We start from the raw sequence: 15,502 nt of genomic DNA, 5'->3' as shown, positions 1-15,502 counted from the left end.
TCAGGGCGTTGTAATATTGATCGGTTTTTTAGGGCTTGGGAAAAATAAGCAATTGTCATTAGCGATCGCTAATCTTCCTATAAAATTTTTACCAATATCTGTCCCAAAATCGAGCCTAATACAGAAATTCCTCTCTAATCTGACGGTATAGAGAGGTTGAAGGGGCTTGCTTGGGGTTTAAGTATGTATTGGACTCTACTGATATCACTCTTCTGTCACTTTCCGGAATAAGCAAGTAGTAAAGAAGCTAAATCATCCAGAAGCATAACAGGGTTTAAATTGATTCATGGCTGCAATTAAATGATTGAATCCCAGTAATAACTGTGAATTAGGGAAAATATCGAGCCAGGGATAAATCAACCAAAATAGTAACAGTGGTTGGACGATTAGACGCAGATTATTTAAAACGTTCTTCCATCCAGATTCATGATTCCATTGTTGATGATTAGAAAAATCAATATGACTAGTTCTTTGCCCTTCAGTCTCAATTTGACGAGATTGATTTAAGGCTAACAAGGCTGGAGAATTCAAACTAATCATCGTGTAAACACAAAAAATAATCTCCCACCACCTCTCAATATGTTGAAAATTTGTGAAACGATAATCTGTCCAGCCTAGTTCTTGTTTACACTGTCGAAAACCATATTCAACCCAGGTTCTTAATCCATATAAGTCGCCTAAAGTCTTTTTCAAATTCCCTTGAAGATTCGTCATCACGAAGGAGGTAGAATTTTCCGGCATGGTTTCTGGGTCAGTAGTTATTTCCCAGTAAGTTATGGTTCTTTTTTTACCATAAATTATTTCTCTAATGTATCTATTCTCTGATTTTTGATTACTAAATGTTCTCTCAAATTTACACCACTTGTTTGCTCGAACACTTTGCCCCGCTGGCAACCAGACTCCATGATTAGTTCTAATTGCTACCACATAGGCTAAGTTATATTCATCCAGTTTTCTAATAAATTGGCTACTTTCACCATATAAACTATCTGCCAGTACCAGTTCAATCTGAAAGCCCTCTTCAATTAACTCTGTAATCATTTCTGACGCTAACTCTATTTTAGTTTTATATTTATCTCCCTCTTTCAGCGTCCCTTTTGGTTTAAACACTTTTACCATTAATGGAAAGGTTATATTAGAGTAAACTCCATAAGCATTGACTGAAACTATTCCATTATCAACTTTTCCCACACTTCCTAAGTATTATCTCGCCACATAATCAGTCTTTTTACCTTTTTTTCTATCTCCAGTTTCATCTATTACTACTGTAATCGCCTGACCATTCAAAACTTGCTTAAGTTTATTTAATCTTCGTTGTTTTAATTCATCTACTGACCAATCTGAATTCGCCAGAAAATGATGTAATGATTGAGCGGAGTTTATACTTACTACTTTGGCTATTTCTGGTAATGATTTTCTTTTTATTGGTGAAATTATCCCTAAGTGTAAATATTTGAAGCATTCATAATTTCTTACTTCTTTAAACAGGTCTTTATACTCTGCACAATATTCATCTATGGTGGCAACGGTTGGGTGAGCATCTCTTGCCAAATGTTTTAAGATTTGTAATTCTACATCCATTGACCTACTTACCTTTCAGGGTTTTATTTTTTTATTCTCTTATTCAGAATACCCGGAAAGTGACAGAAGAGGGATAACCTTTATAATTACAAAACAGCGCCAGACTTATTACAGACTGGCGCTATTTTTTTAATTTAATTCACAGTTAAAAATAGTTAAATGAATTTGCTAAATCTTTGTCATTGATTTACCGCAATTTTTTATACAGCACTGCGGTTGGTTAATAGATTCCACAGGAAAACTGCGACGATTGCACCAAGAACTGCTACTGCAATACCTGGAATGCTGAGACTAGGAGCTGCTAGAGATAAAGTTCCCGTACTGAAAAATACACCTAAACTACCGCCAACAAAAGCACCGATGATTCCTAACAATATGGTTCCTAGAATTCCGCCACCTTGATGACCGGGGTAGATAGCTTTTGCGATCGCACCAGCAATTAGACCTAAAACAATCCAAGCAAGAATATTCATTGTTGTTAAGTTGGTAAAGGTTTTTGACTTACAAGTACATATTAACGATCTTCATTTCTAACTTAATCTACCATCAGAATTAATTATGAATATCCATTAGGAATAGTTTAATTGCTACTAGATTTTTTAATATATATATTGTATTGCGGCTACCATCCTACTTAGGATAAGTCGGCTATGGATAGGTATGACTAGCCGTTCTCTTAGGATTTGCCAATGTCCTAAGCTGTCCGATCGCTGCTAAATAACCCATTTGAGGTAGATAGTCAATTAAAAAAAAGCTCCTAGTAGGTCTTTAACTAGGGGCTTATATAAACTATTGCTTGGTAATTGCAGTATATGCATTTTTAATTAACTCTCTCCTCTACTAGAAGAATTAAGCTGAGTTTTTAGAGACTGCCTCTAAAGTAATGTAAAGGAAGCGAAATCAGACGATTGAGACGATCGCCTATCCCTTTGCAAGTTCATGTCTAGTTTTTAACTTTTAATTGCTTATCTCGCGATCGCTACCAATGACTTGATGGCTGATAAATGGGAACAGTCTGCGGTAAGACCAATGCATACTTAGAAAAATCAGACTTACTAACGTTAGCAGCATAACGCCCAGAATCGTTGTATATGCCTTAGTACGCCACCCAAAGTCATTTGCACCCAGTCGCATAAGCTTCCATAAGTTAGCTACATCAACGCTTTCAGAATTGTGAATGGTGATTGGTAAGGATGTTGTGTTTTTTCGTACAATTGTCATTTTTATTACTCCTTTAAACCCAAATGCTGAGATAATAATTTTAAACTACGGTAAGACTATAGATTTTATGTTATTTATATTTAATATCTCATAGCTTGATGCAATAAGCAAGTTTTAAGGGCATTGGGAATAGGGCAAAACAGTTGTGCTAACATTACTCAGCACTCTTGAGGGGTATTGGGCATTAGTATTAAAAATTAGTATTTACTAGATTGAAAACTATTCTTTAGTCTCAATCCCTACTCCCAGTCCCCAATCTCTAGTCAAAATGCCTAATCAAATTTGGTTATCACAGTTGGAAAAACACCGAGCGATCGCAGTTATCCGCGCCCCTCAAATGGAACTGGGACAACAAATGGCAATGGCTGTAGCATCTGGGGGAGTGCAGCTAATTGAGATTACCTGGAATAGCGATCGCGCTGGGGAATTAATCAGTCAACTACGTTCGGAATTACCAGCTTGTATTATTGGCACTGGTACGCTATTTAATGTGCAGCAGTTACAAAATGCGATCGCATCTGGGGCGCAATTCCTCTTCACACCCCACGTCGATTCGGCAATGATTCAAGCAGCACAAGAAAAAAATGTGCCTATCATACCAGGAGCGCTGACTCCTACAGAAATTGTTACCGCTTGGAGTCAAGGTGCTAGTTGTGTAAAAGTGTTTCCCGTGCAGGCAGTGGGAGGGGCTGATTATATCAAAAGTTTGCAAGGGCCGCTGGGTGAGATTCCCTTAATTCCTACTGGTGGTGTGACTCTAGAAAATGCCAAAGAATTTTTGCAAGCCGGAGCGATCGCTGTTGGTTTGAGCGGGGAATTATTTCCTAAAAAGCTTGTCATAGAGGGAAATTGGTCAGCGATCGCAACTCAGGCAAAAAACCTAATGCAACAGTTAGGTTAACTTAGAATCAAATCATCAAAATTCGCGTCTATTAAAGTAATAGATAGGGAAATAAAGGTGAAACCCGATAAGTTTCTCAAGACCTTATGATTTGAGTGTGAGTGTATCTAAAATGAAAAGACAAATTTCTCCTGACTGGGTGCGTCGCTTACAAATAATCCTCACTGGTACAGTACTGTCCCTAAGTGTTTTTACTACTACTGGAACCACTGAAGTTTGGGCGAATTCCAAAACTCAAGTGATTGCACAAAGAATCCAGACATTACAACAATCAAATCAGCGCTGGATTCAAATCGATCTTTCCAAGCAAAGATTAATAGCTTGGCAAGGTGACAAAGTTGTTTATGGAAGTGCTATTTCCTCTGGTAAAAAAGCCACTCCTACTCTTATCGGTACTTTTAAGGTTCAATCCAAATTTAAAACTACGCGGATGCAGGGAGAAAACTACAACGTTCCCAACGTTCCTTATGCGATGTTTTACCAAGGTAATTACGCTATTCACGGAGCTTATTGGCATAAAAAGTTTGGCACTCCAGTGAGCCACGGCTGTGTGAATATTGCACCTAAACATGCTAAATGGCTATTCGAGTGGGCATCGGTAGGGACACCAATAGTCATTCATAAATGATAGTTTAAGCAGCCAAAAAGCAATTTTGGTAAAATTATAAATAACAACAAATCAAGACAATTAAGTGATTCCCAGCAATATTTTATGCTGGGAATCTTCGGAGTCGCAATTACTGAAATTGAAATAAAATATAGAAAAGGGCATTAAAGACTTGCCTAAAAAATAAGCGGAAATCCTGACAATTCCTGTGTGAAATTACAAATGCAAATATGAATTTGGGGAAAATTTGTATTTAGGCATTTAAATGACAGATTTTTTGTAAAGGTTGTCCTTTGTAATTAACGATCGGTCATTAGTTAGAACTCATCATTTAATTAAGGACAAATATACCAATTGAATGCGGATTAGCTTAGGACTTGTCTTGAGAAGCCTTAGCGGATGAATTGCGTAAATCCTCCACAGAAAACAAGTAGTCACTCTGGAAATTTGTAGTTTTCCAGAAAATTACTTCTTTTCATAATTTTTGCGTAGTTTAAAAGGTGAGGCATAATGCAAACTTGGATTCGCAGTGGTAGCATTCGTTCTTCAGGAACTTTTTGTACAGGCGTAGCGCTGATGGTGGTGACTTTATTCTCTTGGTCATCACCGCTAACAGGTATACCCAACTCGACTACAGCAACAGCCACCTCAGTCGATCAAAACAGCACTAATAATATTAGCCAACCTCGCTGGATTGAAATTGATTTGTCAGAGCAACGTTTACGTGCATGGGAAGGTCATAAACTTGTTTATTCATATCGCATTTCTGGAGGTAAGCGATCGACTCCTACACCCATAGGTAGATTTCGGATTAATTCTAAGTATCGCACTCACCGGATGCGAGGCAGAGGCTACAATATTCCTGACGTTCCTTACACAATGTATTTCTACAGAGGCTACGCCATCCACGGCGCTTACTGGCATAATCGTTTTGGCACTCCAGTCAGCCACGGTTGTGTAAATTTACCTGTTAAACAAGCTCGCAATCTTTACAACTGGGCTAAGAATGGAACTTTAGTAGTGGTGCGGAAATAATTCGTAATACTCGCCTCTGGCGAGAAGCAAGCTACGTAATGACGCTCAAGGTTTCGCTAACGCTGCGCTAACGTAATTAAGAGTTGCAATTCTGCCTTTGACAGGTGCGTTTACCGAATGTAACGCACCCTACATCACTGCTAGACTAAAAACACATCTTCGAGGGATTTAGGAGCTATGAGCTACCCAATGACTCAACTACTTACCTTGGATGAGTTTCTGAAGCTCCCAGAAACAAAGCCTGCAAATGAATATATTAACGGTGAGATTATTCCTAAGCCAATGCCGAAAGGGAAGCATAGTCGATTGCAGCTAAGACTCTGTAATACTATTAACGAAGTAACAGAAAGCCAAAAAATTGCTTATGCATTTCCAGAGTTGCGTTGTAGCTTTGGTATCCGCTCAATTGTGCCTGATGTAGCAGTTTTTAACTGGTTACGAATTCCATTTGATGTTGATGGGGAAGTTCCCAACGATTTTTTGTTGTGGCCAGATTGGACAATTGAAATCCTCTCTCCAGAACAGAGTTCAAACCGAGTAATTGGCAACATCCTTTACTGCTTACAACATGGTTGCCGATTAGGATGGTTAATTGATCCAACAGATCGCTCAATTTTGGTTTTCCGTTCGGACCAACAACCAGTATTACTCCAGGGAGAAGATTTTTTGCCTGTATTACCAGAAATTCAACTTGCACTAACCGTCAATCAAGTTTTTGGATGGTTAAAGATGGGTGGTTAGAAATAACTCGCCTGGAATGATAAGGTGCGGCGCCAAATACCCCATCGTAGACATAGCTCTCTGGCGAATAGCAAATATAGATATAAATCATGTCTATTATAGACATGATTATGAATAAAAGAGGTAGGAGAATGAACTGGAGAATTGCAGAAGCGAAACAGAGATTCTCCAAATTAATTCATTCTGTAACTAAAGAACCGCAACTCATCTACAACCGAAATGAACTGGTGGCTGTTGTTGTTGAAGCTGAAATGTTTGAGGATTTCTTGACGTGGCGCAAGCAACACGAAAAGTTTTCTTTAGCTGATGCCTTCAAAGAACTACGTCAGATAGCTGCTGAGGAAGATTATATCCTCGAAATACCCTCCCGCCAAGACCGTCCTAACTCTTTCGCTGATGCCATAGATGACTTTTCTTTGTGACACTAATATTATCAGCGAATTAGTAAAACTTAAACCTAACTCTGGTGTAGTGAAATGGGCAGAAGGAGATTTCTCGATAGTTCTGAGTGCCATCACTGTTGAAGAAATATTTTATAGGCTGACATCCAAACCCAACCCTAGAATTCAAATATGGTTTGATAACTTTTTAGAAAATAACTGTCAAGTATTGCCCATCACCATTGAAATTGCCAAGCGCTTCGGTGAATTGCGAGGTCAACTAAGATTAAGTGGGAAAACACACACCCAAGCAGATATTATGATTGCTGCTACTGCTCAAATTCATCAATTGACCATAGAGGACGTCTGAGAAGTATTCAATATTTCGCTTGATCCCCCCTAGCCCCCTTAATAAAGGGGGGAACTGGAATCAAAGTCCCCCTTTTTAAGGGGGATTTAGGGGGATCTACAAGTCTCGAATACAACACCAAAAAGTTTTCAGACATCCTCTTAGTAACGGGCAACATCTGGGATTTCGATGGCTGCGGTATCCCACTTTTAAATCCTTTTACTTAATTAACTCAACTGTGCCACAAGTTGATTCTCCAACAGCGTGTCATTAGTTAACAAGTCTTCAACAGTGATTCGTAAAAAGCGTTGTTCATCAACTTGAAAGAGGATTTTGATGCGATCGCTTCCAGGATATCCGGTTGGTGTCAGTTGGGCAATTGTCTTCGCACCTTCTCGATCGTTGAGGGGTTTGACGTTGGTTTCATTATTGTCCATACGGCGAGTAATCAAGCGATCGCCATCAAAATAAACTTCAGTACTACCTGTATCTGCTCCCAATTCTCCCATAATTAGTTCAATACTGGGTTGATTTTCTACAGAAGCACCTAAGACTAATTCCACTGGCTGAGTCATCGGATATGCTTGTCCAGCTTTAATTAAAGAATGCCATTTGTGGCGCTGATTGCGACGATCCCAGTAGCGGATACCATAACTATGATAGAGGAAGTCTTTGATTTGTATCCCTTGTGCTAACTGTAATGCACCTTGAGCGATCGCTTCAAAGGGACGTTCGCAACGGATTTTTTCTGGCTCAAAATACTGTTTGATCCATGTCTGCACTGCTGGCAATTGCACTGTGCCACCAACTAACAAAACTGCACTAATATCTGGAAGTTCTATCCCTTGCCGTCTTGCTTGCTGCAACAGTGTGGTCATCGACTCATCCAATAACTCAAAAAAGGCGTGTTCTTTGAGGATATCGTCAAAAGTGTCGCGGTTTAGTTCCAGTTCATAACTTTCAAATGTCTCATCGTCAAAATAAACTTCACTAGCTTGGTTTTGAGTTGATAGCTGAATTTTTACCCGTTCAGCCAATCGTGTTGTCAAGGGACTTACCGCCAATTCTTGAGTTTTAGCAAAGTAATCTACCAACCAATTATCAATATCAGTACCACCTAGATTTTGCCCTGCTTTCGCCAGAACACGGGCAGTTTTGACTTTTTGTTTTGAATCTTCAGCCAAGGACTTATTACCCCATTTGAGGAGAAATCCCAAGGGCTTTGTGCTTGCTTGCACGCTTTGATCCAACCGAACAAGGGACAAATCCAAAGTACCACCGCCGAAGTCAATCACCAAAAGATTTTCTCGATCTGCCAAGCCATAACCCAAGGCGGCGGCTGTGGGTTCATCCAGCATTCGTACTTGTTCGACAGGGAGGCTTTGACATACTGTTCCCAACCAATGACGATAGGCTTCAAAACTGTCTACAGGTACGGTTAACACCAGAGAATCTAACCCACCTTCCAGGGGTGCTAGTTCTTCAATTACTTGAGTCAGGAACCATTGCCCTACTTGTTCAAAGGTGACAATTTGCCCATCTAGTTCGGGTAAGAAACCTTGAATATCTGCACCAATACCGCGTTTGAAGCTGCGGAAAAATCGCGTTTCGCCTTTGAGGTCAAAACCGCGATCGCGTACTTGTTGCCCGACTAAGACTTTATTTTGGGCTGCGTCTTCAACATAAACCAAGCTGGGAATCAGTGGCGGATTGAGACTTTGTTTGATTGATAAACCTGGTAGAGTCAGGGTTTCTGGCTGCTGGGTTACAGGGTTCCAACGAGCAATGACTGTGTTGCTAGTACCAAAATCGATTGCGATCGCCATATTTTATATTTATTCTCTCGCACGAAGATGCCAAAGCTGCTTTATTTGTGATTATTCTCTATAAGTTACCAAGAAAGCAAATGCACCCATAGGCTTACTTCTTTGCATCCCAACCCAGATATCGATTCAGTCTGTTGCAGCGAAGCGTTAGCTGTAATGGATAGCACAGTTAGACAATGATCCTGGGTTTTGTACCATTTGTAGCCTCCCATCAACGGACTAAGCCACATAACGGTTGAACTGAGCCTACACAAGTAGCAAATGAATATCAAGCAATTACTTCTCGCTGTTCGGCTCTGGTGATATGTTATCTTTTAATGCTTTGCAAGAACTTTCTCGATATTCTTGAGAATGTCAATTACCTCACAAGCAGATTGACTAAAAGCTTCCTTGGCAATATCTGGATTTTCTGTATACCACTCCTTATATATTGCCAAGTAATATTTTTTTGCGTAAATCCATCTTCTGATTCATTATGAAAACTACAGCAATTAACAAAGCCTCAAGTGGTTGACGTTCAATATTGTTAAATCGGTACTCTTTGCTGCTTGACTGAGAATAGGACTCGCCAAAGCTGACCCAGAGGTACAGAGCCTTGCTCTTGAACAAAAACCAAGGGCAAGAGAGCAGCTGTCCGTAGGACGGTTGAAAGAGCAAACAGTCCCAGTAAGCCACCGGCACCAGGCAGAGTCGCAAGAAAGCTACCAGCTATGATTCCCACTGCTCCAGTGACACCAGCAACCGCCCCGGCGATCGCAAAGTAAGTGGATTGATTAGTCACCGGTGCCACTCCCATCATCAGATTGTTGGTACACAGGTCTATGGCCGCCCACGTCCCAGATCCCAACACGTGTAAAAAGGGTAACCATATCCAAAGGGAAATTGAATCATTGCCAGCTACTAACCATAATACAGGCGTCACCGCCACCAAGATTCCTACTAATAACATGATGGGACGATTCCCAATCCGGTCAGACAGTTTGCCCCAGAAAACCAGCAGCAGCATATTAGCACCAGCTCCTAAGCCGTTATAGATTGTTACTAGGCTGACATCTATATCCAGGTTATCTAGCATATAGAGGTTAAAGAAGGGAGCGCTGAGGTTAACGGCAAAGCACCAGATGGCAAGGTAAATCAGTAACTTCAAAAAATTGGCATCATTAAGGAAGCGAAGATGTATCCCGCTGCGGTATGGTTGGGGTGGCTCTGACCCCACGACTTTTAAAAGCTGCGGGTTCACATCGCTCATCCAGAACTGACAGCCTTGACTAAGCAGCCCAAGCACAATTCCTAGAACCAAGATTGCACCGTAGCCTTGGAGCGTTCCACTAGGCCAGATCGATACTGCTAGACCCAGCAACGGCACACCGATGAGATTCATCAAACTGAGAACACTATTGCGAAAGCCAAAATACCGCCCCCGCAACCGCCCAGGTACTAACACAGCCGTCCAGGTCATCCAGGGAGCACGGGCGAAAGCTTCAATGATATTAGCCACTAACATAATTCCCAATGTCAACAGCACCACTTGGTGCTTAGTGATATGGTTAGATGAGCTGACCAACCAAATCGCTGGCACGAGAATTATCCACAGTAGCCGCGCCGGGATGAAAATGCTCATGCAATACCAGTTGAAGCTGCTACTTCGTTCTACCAAATAAGCTCCCAGTGGTTGGAGCAGATTCACCAGCTGAGGAATAGAGGCGAGCAGACCAATTTCTACTGGCCCGGCACCCAGCTCTAGCAAGAAATTACTGAGCAACGCTGAACCGATGATACTGTAAAAAACCGCAGCAAAAAGACTTTCGAGAGTTAATGCCCTGAGACTTGTGCGAATTTGCGGTTTGGAAAGTTTAATAGGCAGATTTGTGGGAAGAATTACCGTTTGTGTTAATTCCCTATCCTCTGAGATTTCCTGAATGGGGAGAGGGATCTTTTTTAGTAAGCTTTCGTCTTCTACTTCCTGGAACATACTGAATAGCCAAAATTTAAAAAGGTTAACGCGGGCTTAATTGCTGGTTTAATGTAGAGAACAGTAGGCGCGCATCAGCCTACTGAGACAATCTTTTTGAAAGATACGTTAGGGAATGAGGGGTTATTAGCCCTGTTGTGTCACCTCAAAAATAGTATAATAATATACATAAAATAGAATTAATATACAGGGTATGGGAGAGCCTCGCTCACCCGTACAAACCATCAACTTTGTGGACGAATATTGTCTGTTGTATAAAAAGCTGTTTTTAGATGTTAGGCTTTTTGAAGCATTTAAGTATCTACATATAGGAATATAGGATGTATTTCTGATTTAAAACGAAAAGCCTCTAGAAATAGCAAAGATTGTTGGATTAGATAAGTATTAAGGGCTACATCATTTCTTAACAAATCATCTTGGGATATAGAGAAGTTAAGAGCTTTGTGTTTAGAACTAATTAATTTTATAGATACTAAAAGGTAGACAAATCATTTTAATTATTGATGAGACAGGAGATAGAAAGAAAGGAACTAAGATTGATCTATGTTAGTTGTGATTTAGATAGACTAGGGCTACAGTAAGGAGAAGTTCACCCAAGCATTTTTGCAGATTTGTGGTGCCAAAGTTGAAATTATCAAGCGAACCGAAGCATAATTTCAGGTGTTGCCAAAACCTGGGTTGTCGAGTGTACATTTGGGTGCTTTCGCTGGTTGCATCGCACAAGCCACGGACTATGAACTATTGTCAGGCGTGAGCGAGTTGATGGGCGAAACAGCAATGGTGCGCTTGATGTTGAAGCGCCTTGCTGCCTAAAGAGAACCTTTATAAATCAGCTCTTATATGGAGTCACAACAGTTTGGAGGAAGTCTATATGTTTCACAAGATTCTAGTTGCAATCGACACCTCTGCATCCGCCAAGGATGTCTTTGATAAAGCCTTGTTCTTAGCAAAAGCGAGCAAGGGCAGCCTTATGCTGTTGCATGTTCTGTCGGGTGAAGAACAGGCCAAAGTAAATATACCTATACTTCCCAGGCAGGATTACTATCCATATCCGGTGATGAGTAAAAAAACTTTGGAGTTCAATCAACAGCAGTGGGAGGTTTTGGAAAAGCAAGGTCTAGAGCTACTACAATCGTGTACAAATGAAGCAACTCTAACAGGCGTGAGTACAGAATTCATCCAATCCCCTGGTAATCCTGGTCAAACCATTTGTAAATTAGCCTCCACTTGGGGTGCTGACCTAATCGTAGTTGGACGTCAGGGTCTATCTGGTTGGAGTGAGTTAGCCTTGGGTAGTGTCAGCAATTACGTACTCCACAATGCTCCCTGCTCAGTCCTGACTATGCAACACCCAAAAATGAATACTGAATCTGCTGAAGACGAATCAAGCAGAGTTAGTGCATCGGATTAATATAATTAAAGCGAAACTCAAACTACTATAGAGTTGGATGAGTACTGGGTTGGTCACAATAATTCCTGAGCTTGGTTCTAACTTTGAAGAAATAATTGCAGTAGCGGATAGAGCATTATATCAGGCAAAGGCAGCAGGACGCGATCGCTTCAAGGACAATAACCTACTAGCTGCCTCGACCTGCAATTATAAAAGGCACAAAAGTAGCTTAATGTACGAAACTGAACCGACTCCCAAGGTTGAATATGCGTAAAGTTAAATCATTATTATGCACTTTAACGGCATTGCTAGCCAAGGAAAGAAAATTACAGCAAGGGATGATTAATTCATTGTCAATCCATCTGCGTTAACGATCTACGCTGTTTGGAGAACTAAAGTGAACATAGAATTATTGAGCAAACGCACAAGAAGCATTGCACAAAGATTTAGCTTCTTCATATCAGACTGCTAGTGTTTTGGCTTGGATTAGCCCAGAGTTGCAGCCGCAAGCTTTTCAGGAACTCCTTAGCTCTGCAAAGATGGCGCACTTAGCGATAGATTACATTATTAGATTGCCTGAGCGATCGCTGGAGGAGTTTTGTCGCTGGGTGTATCGCTTCATGGGTAATGCTCAGTTTATCTCTCCTCAATATCTAGCTGAACAACACCAGAAATTTGCTCGTGCATTAATAGATCGCTATTCTTCTAAAGCCACATAAATTAGGATAGTTGACTCACATGACTTTAATGCTGGGCGAAAGTCAAAGTGAAGGCACTGGCTAATTAGTACAGAAACCTAATCTAACCCGGAGTTCCGGGTTAGTAGTAGTTCATACTCAATCTTCATTCCGTAACTGCCAGACTGCACCGAAAGCTGCTCCAGCCCCAGCTAACAATCCAGTACTCATTCCTTGGATAGTTTTTTGGAATGGATCTTGAGTTAGGCACTCACTTGTAACCTTACTGTCTTCCAGGCAGAGACTACTTTCTGCCCAACCAGCAGTACCTCCTAAAATTACACCAGTGATACTACAAGAAACAATTAGCAGTAAAAGACGTTGTGTTTTTCTAGCCATAGATGGATGTTTTACTCAATTTTGTATTTTAGACTTTAAATTAGCCCGGTATGTAAATACACTTGCTTTGGATAAAAGATTTTAGATTTTTCCATACTTGAGCCACTGTTTAATCGGGCTGTTTCAGCAAAATTCCAAATCTAAAATTCTGTCAAAGGTTGGAAATCGTAGTTGACTCTCAACTACTTTACACATCCGAGCAGCAAATGTCAGCTGGTTTATGGCTGGCGAGGCAAACTCATGGGCTTCGCCGTACTGGTCTGTCTTTAAATTATGGGTAAAGAATTTTGTAGTAAGAACTTTGGTTTTTATTTTCTCAGCACTAAAATCCTGACTACAAAGCCTCAAAACTAGTTTCACAAATTAGTATTCGGTAAGTTTTGCCTCATAGGCTTGGGTTAAGGGTTTGGTGTAGATGATTGGTTTTTCAAGACGCGATTCATCGCGTCTCTACAATCTGCGTTTTGGGTTGATCTGAACTGTTGATTGATGCTCAAAAAAATATCTACTCAATCTTCAAGTTGAAAGGCAAGCGGGCATACACCCCTTGTGGATCGTTCATCTTTTGCAGAATCTCAACTTCTTGTTGTAATTTTTGGAATTCGGTGGTGAGGGGATTGGCTGATTTGAGTTGCGCTGACTCAATCCCGAAAGCAGTCCGCGCCTCTTCTGTTGCACGCCCAAAAAAGCGTTCTCCAAAGCTGCTAGTGCGAGGATATTCTTGCACTTCCCAGTCTTCTCCTAGTTTCGCCTCCTTGACAGCATAAGCGATCGCAGTATTCAAACCACCAATCTCATCCACCAAACCAATTTCTTTGGCCGCTTCACCCGACCAAACCCTTCCTTGGGCAATTTCTGCTACTTTTTGTTCTGAGAGTTTCCGACCTTGAGAAACTTTATTCAGAAACATATTATAAATCCGGTTAACACTGCGCTGATAAATTTCTAACTCTTGAGGCGATTTCGGACGCGAAACTGTTTGACTATCAGCATAGCGTGCGGTTTTCACTGAATCCCAAGTAATACCATTATTACTGGCCAGCTTTTCCCCATTGAATAAGATCCCAAACACCCCTATGGAGCCTGTAATGGTATTTGGTTCTGCAAAAATGCGATTAGAGTCGCTAGCAATCCAATAACCACCAGAGGCGGCGACATCACCCATTGACACTACAACTGGTTTTACTTCACGAGTTAATTTCACTTCTCGCTGCATGACTTCGGCTGCGGTAGCGCTACCACCAGGACTATTAATTCGTAATACAACAGCCTTCACATCTTTATCTTGTCGCAGCTTGTTGAAGATTTTCGCAAAGCGATCGCCTCCTACTTGCCCATCTTCTCCTTTACCATCGACAATCTCGCCCTCAGCATAAACAACAGCTATTTGATTTTTGGAGTTACGTTCTACACCCAAAGATTTACCAGAAACTTGTGCGTAGCTATTCAGGCTAATTTGTCGGAATGTTTTGTCTTCTTTATCGCTATTTGTCAACTTTTTCAGGTCAGCGACAACTTCATCGGGGTATTGGACTCGATCGACTAAACCGCTAGTTTTGGCTTGCGTGGCTTCTAGTAACGATTGATTATCTGCGATCGCTTGTAACTTATTGGGTTCAATTTTCCGACTTGCGCCGACAGCAGTGCGCCACTCTCCCCAAACATCATCCAACAATTTCTGAGTTTGTTCGCGGTTTTCTGGACTCAACTTGTTGAGAATAAACGGCTCAACAGCTCCCTTAAATTTCCCGACTCGCACGACTTGAACGCCAATGCCATACTTCTGCAATGCTCCTGCTAAAAACATTGGTTGTGAACTCAAACCGTTGACTTCCATCATTCCCAGAGGATTAAGGACAATGGAATCTGCCACTGAACTAACATAATATTCCTTTTCACTCCAATCACTGCCATAGGCGACAACCTTTTTCCCCGCAGCGCGAAACTCCTCCAGCGCTTTCCGAATTTCTTTCAGAGAAGCATAGCCAACGTTACCAGTTTGGCTTGTGTTCGTTGCATCCACATAGATCCCGACAATGCGCGGATCGCGCCGCGCCTTTTCCAAAGTTTCCACAACTTTGCGGAGTGCCATTCTATCTTCATCCACACCTGAGATTGTGTTTTGAAACAGTTCGCCTGAACTAGGTTCGCCATCAGTAATTTTCATTGACAAGTCAAAAACCAACACTGACTTATTTTTTACATTTGGCCCAGTATCTTTAGACGAGCTAGCAGCCAATATCAGCAAGAACAGTCCAGTGGTTCCCAGACCAGCGAAAATAATTAGTCCTAGTAAAGTGCCAACTAAACTAGCAAAAGTTTGTTTGATAAAATTACGCATTAGTTATTAGTCATTGGGCATGGGGCATGGGGCATTGGGCATTGGGCATTGGGCATTTATAAATGACAAAGGACAAATGACG

General features: G+C 41.1%; 17 protein-coding genes and 2 pseudogenes. 11 read left to right on the top strand and 8 right to left on the bottom strand.

The features are described 5' to 3' along the window. Positions 1 to 252: 252 nt before the first annotated feature. The 3 genes and pseudogenes from RMX89_RS07130 to RMX89_RS07120 form a co-directional block, all read right to left on the bottom strand. A pseudogene (locus RMX89_RS07130) lies at positions 253 to 1,581 on the bottom strand (IS701 family transposase). A 200-nt stretch (positions 1,582 to 1,781) separates the two neighbouring features. Beyond that, positions 1,782 to 2,054: a GlsB/YeaQ/YmgE family stress response membrane protein gene (locus tag RMX89_RS07125; RefSeq protein ID WP_185584679.1), complete on the bottom strand. Its 273-nt coding sequence runs from the start codon at positions 2,052 to 2,054 to the stop codon at positions 1,782 to 1,784. A 484-nt stretch (positions 2,055 to 2,538) separates the two neighbouring features. Beyond that, on the bottom strand, positions 2,539 to 2,802 hold the full coding sequence (locus RMX89_RS07120) for a hypothetical protein (RefSeq protein ID WP_322688417.1): 264 nt from the start codon (positions 2,800 to 2,802) through the stop codon (positions 2,539 to 2,541). Between the two features lie 268 nt (positions 2,803 to 3,070). Between RMX89_RS07120 and RMX89_RS07115 the strand changes: the two genes are divergently transcribed. From RMX89_RS07115 to RMX89_RS07090, 6 genes are all read left to right on the top strand, one after another. Beyond that, entirely contained in the window at positions 3,071 to 3,703 is a 633-nt protein-coding gene (locus RMX89_RS07115) for a bifunctional 4-hydroxy-2-oxoglutarate aldolase/2-dehydro-3-deoxy-phosphogluconate aldolase (RefSeq protein ID WP_322686446.1), read from the top strand. A gap of 112 nt (positions 3,704 to 3,815) precedes the next feature. Further along, complete coding sequence (locus tag RMX89_RS07110; protein ID WP_322688416.1) at positions 3,816 to 4,331, top strand: L,D-transpeptidase; 516 nt, start codon at positions 3,816 to 3,818, stop codon at positions 4,329 to 4,331. Between the two features lie 489 nt (positions 4,332 to 4,820). Beyond that, complete coding sequence (locus tag RMX89_RS07105; protein WP_322686444.1) at positions 4,821 to 5,345, top strand: L,D-transpeptidase; 525 nt, start codon at positions 4,821 to 4,823, stop codon at positions 5,343 to 5,345. 177 nt (positions 5,346 to 5,522) lie between these two features. After that, on the top strand, positions 5,523 to 6,086 hold the full coding sequence (locus RMX89_RS07100; RefSeq protein ID WP_322688415.1) for a Uma2 family endonuclease: 564 nt from the start codon (positions 5,523 to 5,525) through the stop codon (positions 6,084 to 6,086). A gap of 131 nt (positions 6,087 to 6,217) precedes the next feature. Continuing rightward, on the top strand, positions 6,218 to 6,508 hold the full coding sequence (locus RMX89_RS07095) for a type II toxin-antitoxin system prevent-host-death family antitoxin (RefSeq protein WP_322688414.1): 291 nt from the start codon (positions 6,218 to 6,220) through the stop codon (positions 6,506 to 6,508). Continuing rightward, positions 6,492 to 6,836, top strand: coding sequence for a PIN domain-containing protein (locus tag RMX89_RS07090; RefSeq protein ID WP_322688413.1), 345 nt, complete (start codon positions 6,492 to 6,494; stop codon positions 6,834 to 6,836). The genes RMX89_RS07095 and RMX89_RS07090 overlap by 17 nt, the downstream gene beginning before the upstream one ends. Before the next feature lie 206 nt (positions 6,837 to 7,042). On the opposite strand, the gene RMX89_RS07085 is transcribed toward RMX89_RS07090, so the two are convergent. From RMX89_RS07085 to RMX89_RS07075, 3 genes are all read right to left on the bottom strand, one after another. Further along, a complete protein-coding gene (locus RMX89_RS07085) occupies positions 7,043 to 8,641 on the bottom strand; it encodes an Hsp70 family protein (RefSeq protein ID WP_322686441.1) in 1,599 nt (532 codons plus the stop codon). Between the two features lie 314 nt (positions 8,642 to 8,955). Continuing rightward, the gene (locus RMX89_RS07080) at positions 8,956 to 9,078 is read right to left on the bottom strand and encodes a hypothetical protein (protein ID WP_322670270.1); all 123 of its coding nucleotides are present in this window, start codon (positions 9,076 to 9,078) and stop codon (positions 8,956 to 8,958) included. Positions 9,079 to 9,167: 89 nt separating this feature from the next. Further along, positions 9,168 to 10,613: an MFS transporter gene (locus RMX89_RS07075; RefSeq protein ID WP_322688412.1), complete on the bottom strand. Its 1,446-nt coding sequence runs from the start codon at positions 10,611 to 10,613 to the stop codon at positions 9,168 to 9,170. Between the two features lie 193 nt (positions 10,614 to 10,806). Here RMX89_RS07075 and RMX89_RS07070 point away from each other — a divergent pair. The 5 genes and pseudogenes from RMX89_RS07070 to RMX89_RS07050 form a co-directional block, all read left to right on the top strand. Next, positions 10,807 to 11,154, top strand: a pseudogene (locus RMX89_RS07070) (transposase); the annotation flags it as partial. Positions 11,155 to 11,273: 119 nt separating this feature from the next. Beyond that, complete coding sequence (locus RMX89_RS07065; RefSeq protein WP_322688411.1) at positions 11,274 to 11,426, top strand: hypothetical protein; 153 nt, start codon at positions 11,274 to 11,276, stop codon at positions 11,424 to 11,426. Between the two features lie 58 nt (positions 11,427 to 11,484). Further along, positions 11,485 to 12,024, top strand: a complete 540-nt coding sequence (locus RMX89_RS07060; RefSeq protein WP_322686439.1) for a universal stress protein — start codon at positions 11,485 to 11,487, stop codon at positions 12,022 to 12,024. Positions 12,025 to 12,061: 37 nt separating this feature from the next. Beyond that, positions 12,062 to 12,277, top strand: a complete 216-nt coding sequence (locus tag RMX89_RS07055) for a hypothetical protein (RefSeq protein WP_322688410.1) — start codon at positions 12,062 to 12,064, stop codon at positions 12,275 to 12,277. 160 nt (positions 12,278 to 12,437) lie between these two features. Then, entirely contained in the window at positions 12,438 to 12,722 is a 285-nt protein-coding gene (locus tag RMX89_RS07050) for a WYL domain-containing protein (protein WP_322688409.1), read from the top strand. Positions 12,723 to 12,839: 117 nt separating this feature from the next. Here the strand turns inward: RMX89_RS07050 and RMX89_RS07045 are convergent, their stop codons facing one another. Further along, positions 12,840 to 13,079, bottom strand: coding sequence for a hypothetical protein (locus tag RMX89_RS07045; protein WP_104909601.1), 240 nt, complete (start codon positions 13,077 to 13,079; stop codon positions 12,840 to 12,842). A gap of 505 nt (positions 13,080 to 13,584) precedes the next feature. Beyond that, positions 13,585 to 15,420, bottom strand: coding sequence for a signal peptide peptidase SppA (sppA, locus tag RMX89_RS07040; protein WP_322688408.1), 1,836 nt, complete (start codon positions 15,418 to 15,420; stop codon positions 13,585 to 13,587). Between the last annotated feature and the right edge of the window lie 82 nt (positions 15,421 to 15,502).

Origin of the sequence: Nostoc sp. DedSLP04 (assembly GCF_034530775.1) — a bacterium.
Lineage (GTDB): Bacteria > Cyanobacteriota > Cyanobacteriia > Cyanobacteriales > Nostocaceae > Nostoc.
The sequence above is the reverse complement of the archived record's forward strand: the minus strand, read 5'-3'. Positions and strand labels throughout refer to the sequence as shown.

Coding starts and splice junctions, on each gene's coding strand:
- RMX89_RS07090 (WP_322688413.1), top strand. CDS start 6,492: ATGACTTTTCTTTGTGACACTAATATTATCAGCGAATTAGTAAAACTT.
- RMX89_RS07120 (WP_322688417.1), bottom strand. CDS start 2,802: ATGACAATTGTACGAAAAAACACAACATCCTTACCAATCACCATTCAC.
- RMX89_RS07045 (WP_104909601.1), bottom strand. CDS start 13,079: ATGGCTAGAAAAACACAACGTCTTTTACTGCTAATTGTTTCTTGTAGT.
- RMX89_RS07055 (WP_322688410.1), top strand. CDS start 12,062: ATGAGTACTGGGTTGGTCACAATAATTCCTGAGCTTGGTTCTAACTTT.
- RMX89_RS07115 (WP_322686446.1), top strand. CDS start 3,071: ATGCCTAATCAAATTTGGTTATCACAGTTGGAAAAACACCGAGCGATC.
- RMX89_RS07125 (WP_185584679.1), bottom strand. CDS start 2,054: ATGAATATTCTTGCTTGGATTGTTTTAGGTCTAATTGCTGGTGCGATC.
- RMX89_RS07085 (WP_322686441.1), bottom strand. CDS start 8,641: ATGGCGATCGCAATCGATTTTGGTACTAGCAACACAGTCATTGCTCGT.
- RMX89_RS07100 (WP_322688415.1), top strand. CDS start 5,523: ATGAGCTACCCAATGACTCAACTACTTACCTTGGATGAGTTTCTGAAG.
- RMX89_RS07095 (WP_322688414.1), top strand. CDS start 6,218: ATGAACTGGAGAATTGCAGAAGCGAAACAGAGATTCTCCAAATTAATT.
- RMX89_RS07105 (WP_322686444.1), top strand. CDS start 4,821: ATGCAAACTTGGATTCGCAGTGGTAGCATTCGTTCTTCAGGAACTTTT.
- RMX89_RS07075 (WP_322688412.1), bottom strand. CDS start 10,613: ATGTTCCAGGAAGTAGAAGACGAAAGCTTACTAAAAAAGATCCCTCTC.
- sppA (WP_322688408.1), bottom strand. CDS start 15,420: ATGCGTAATTTTATCAAACAAACTTTTGCTAGTTTAGTTGGCACTTTA.
- RMX89_RS07110 (WP_322688416.1), top strand. CDS start 3,816: ATGAAAAGACAAATTTCTCCTGACTGGGTGCGTCGCTTACAAATAATC.
- RMX89_RS07060 (WP_322686439.1), top strand. CDS start 11,485: ATGTTTCACAAGATTCTAGTTGCAATCGACACCTCTGCATCCGCCAAG.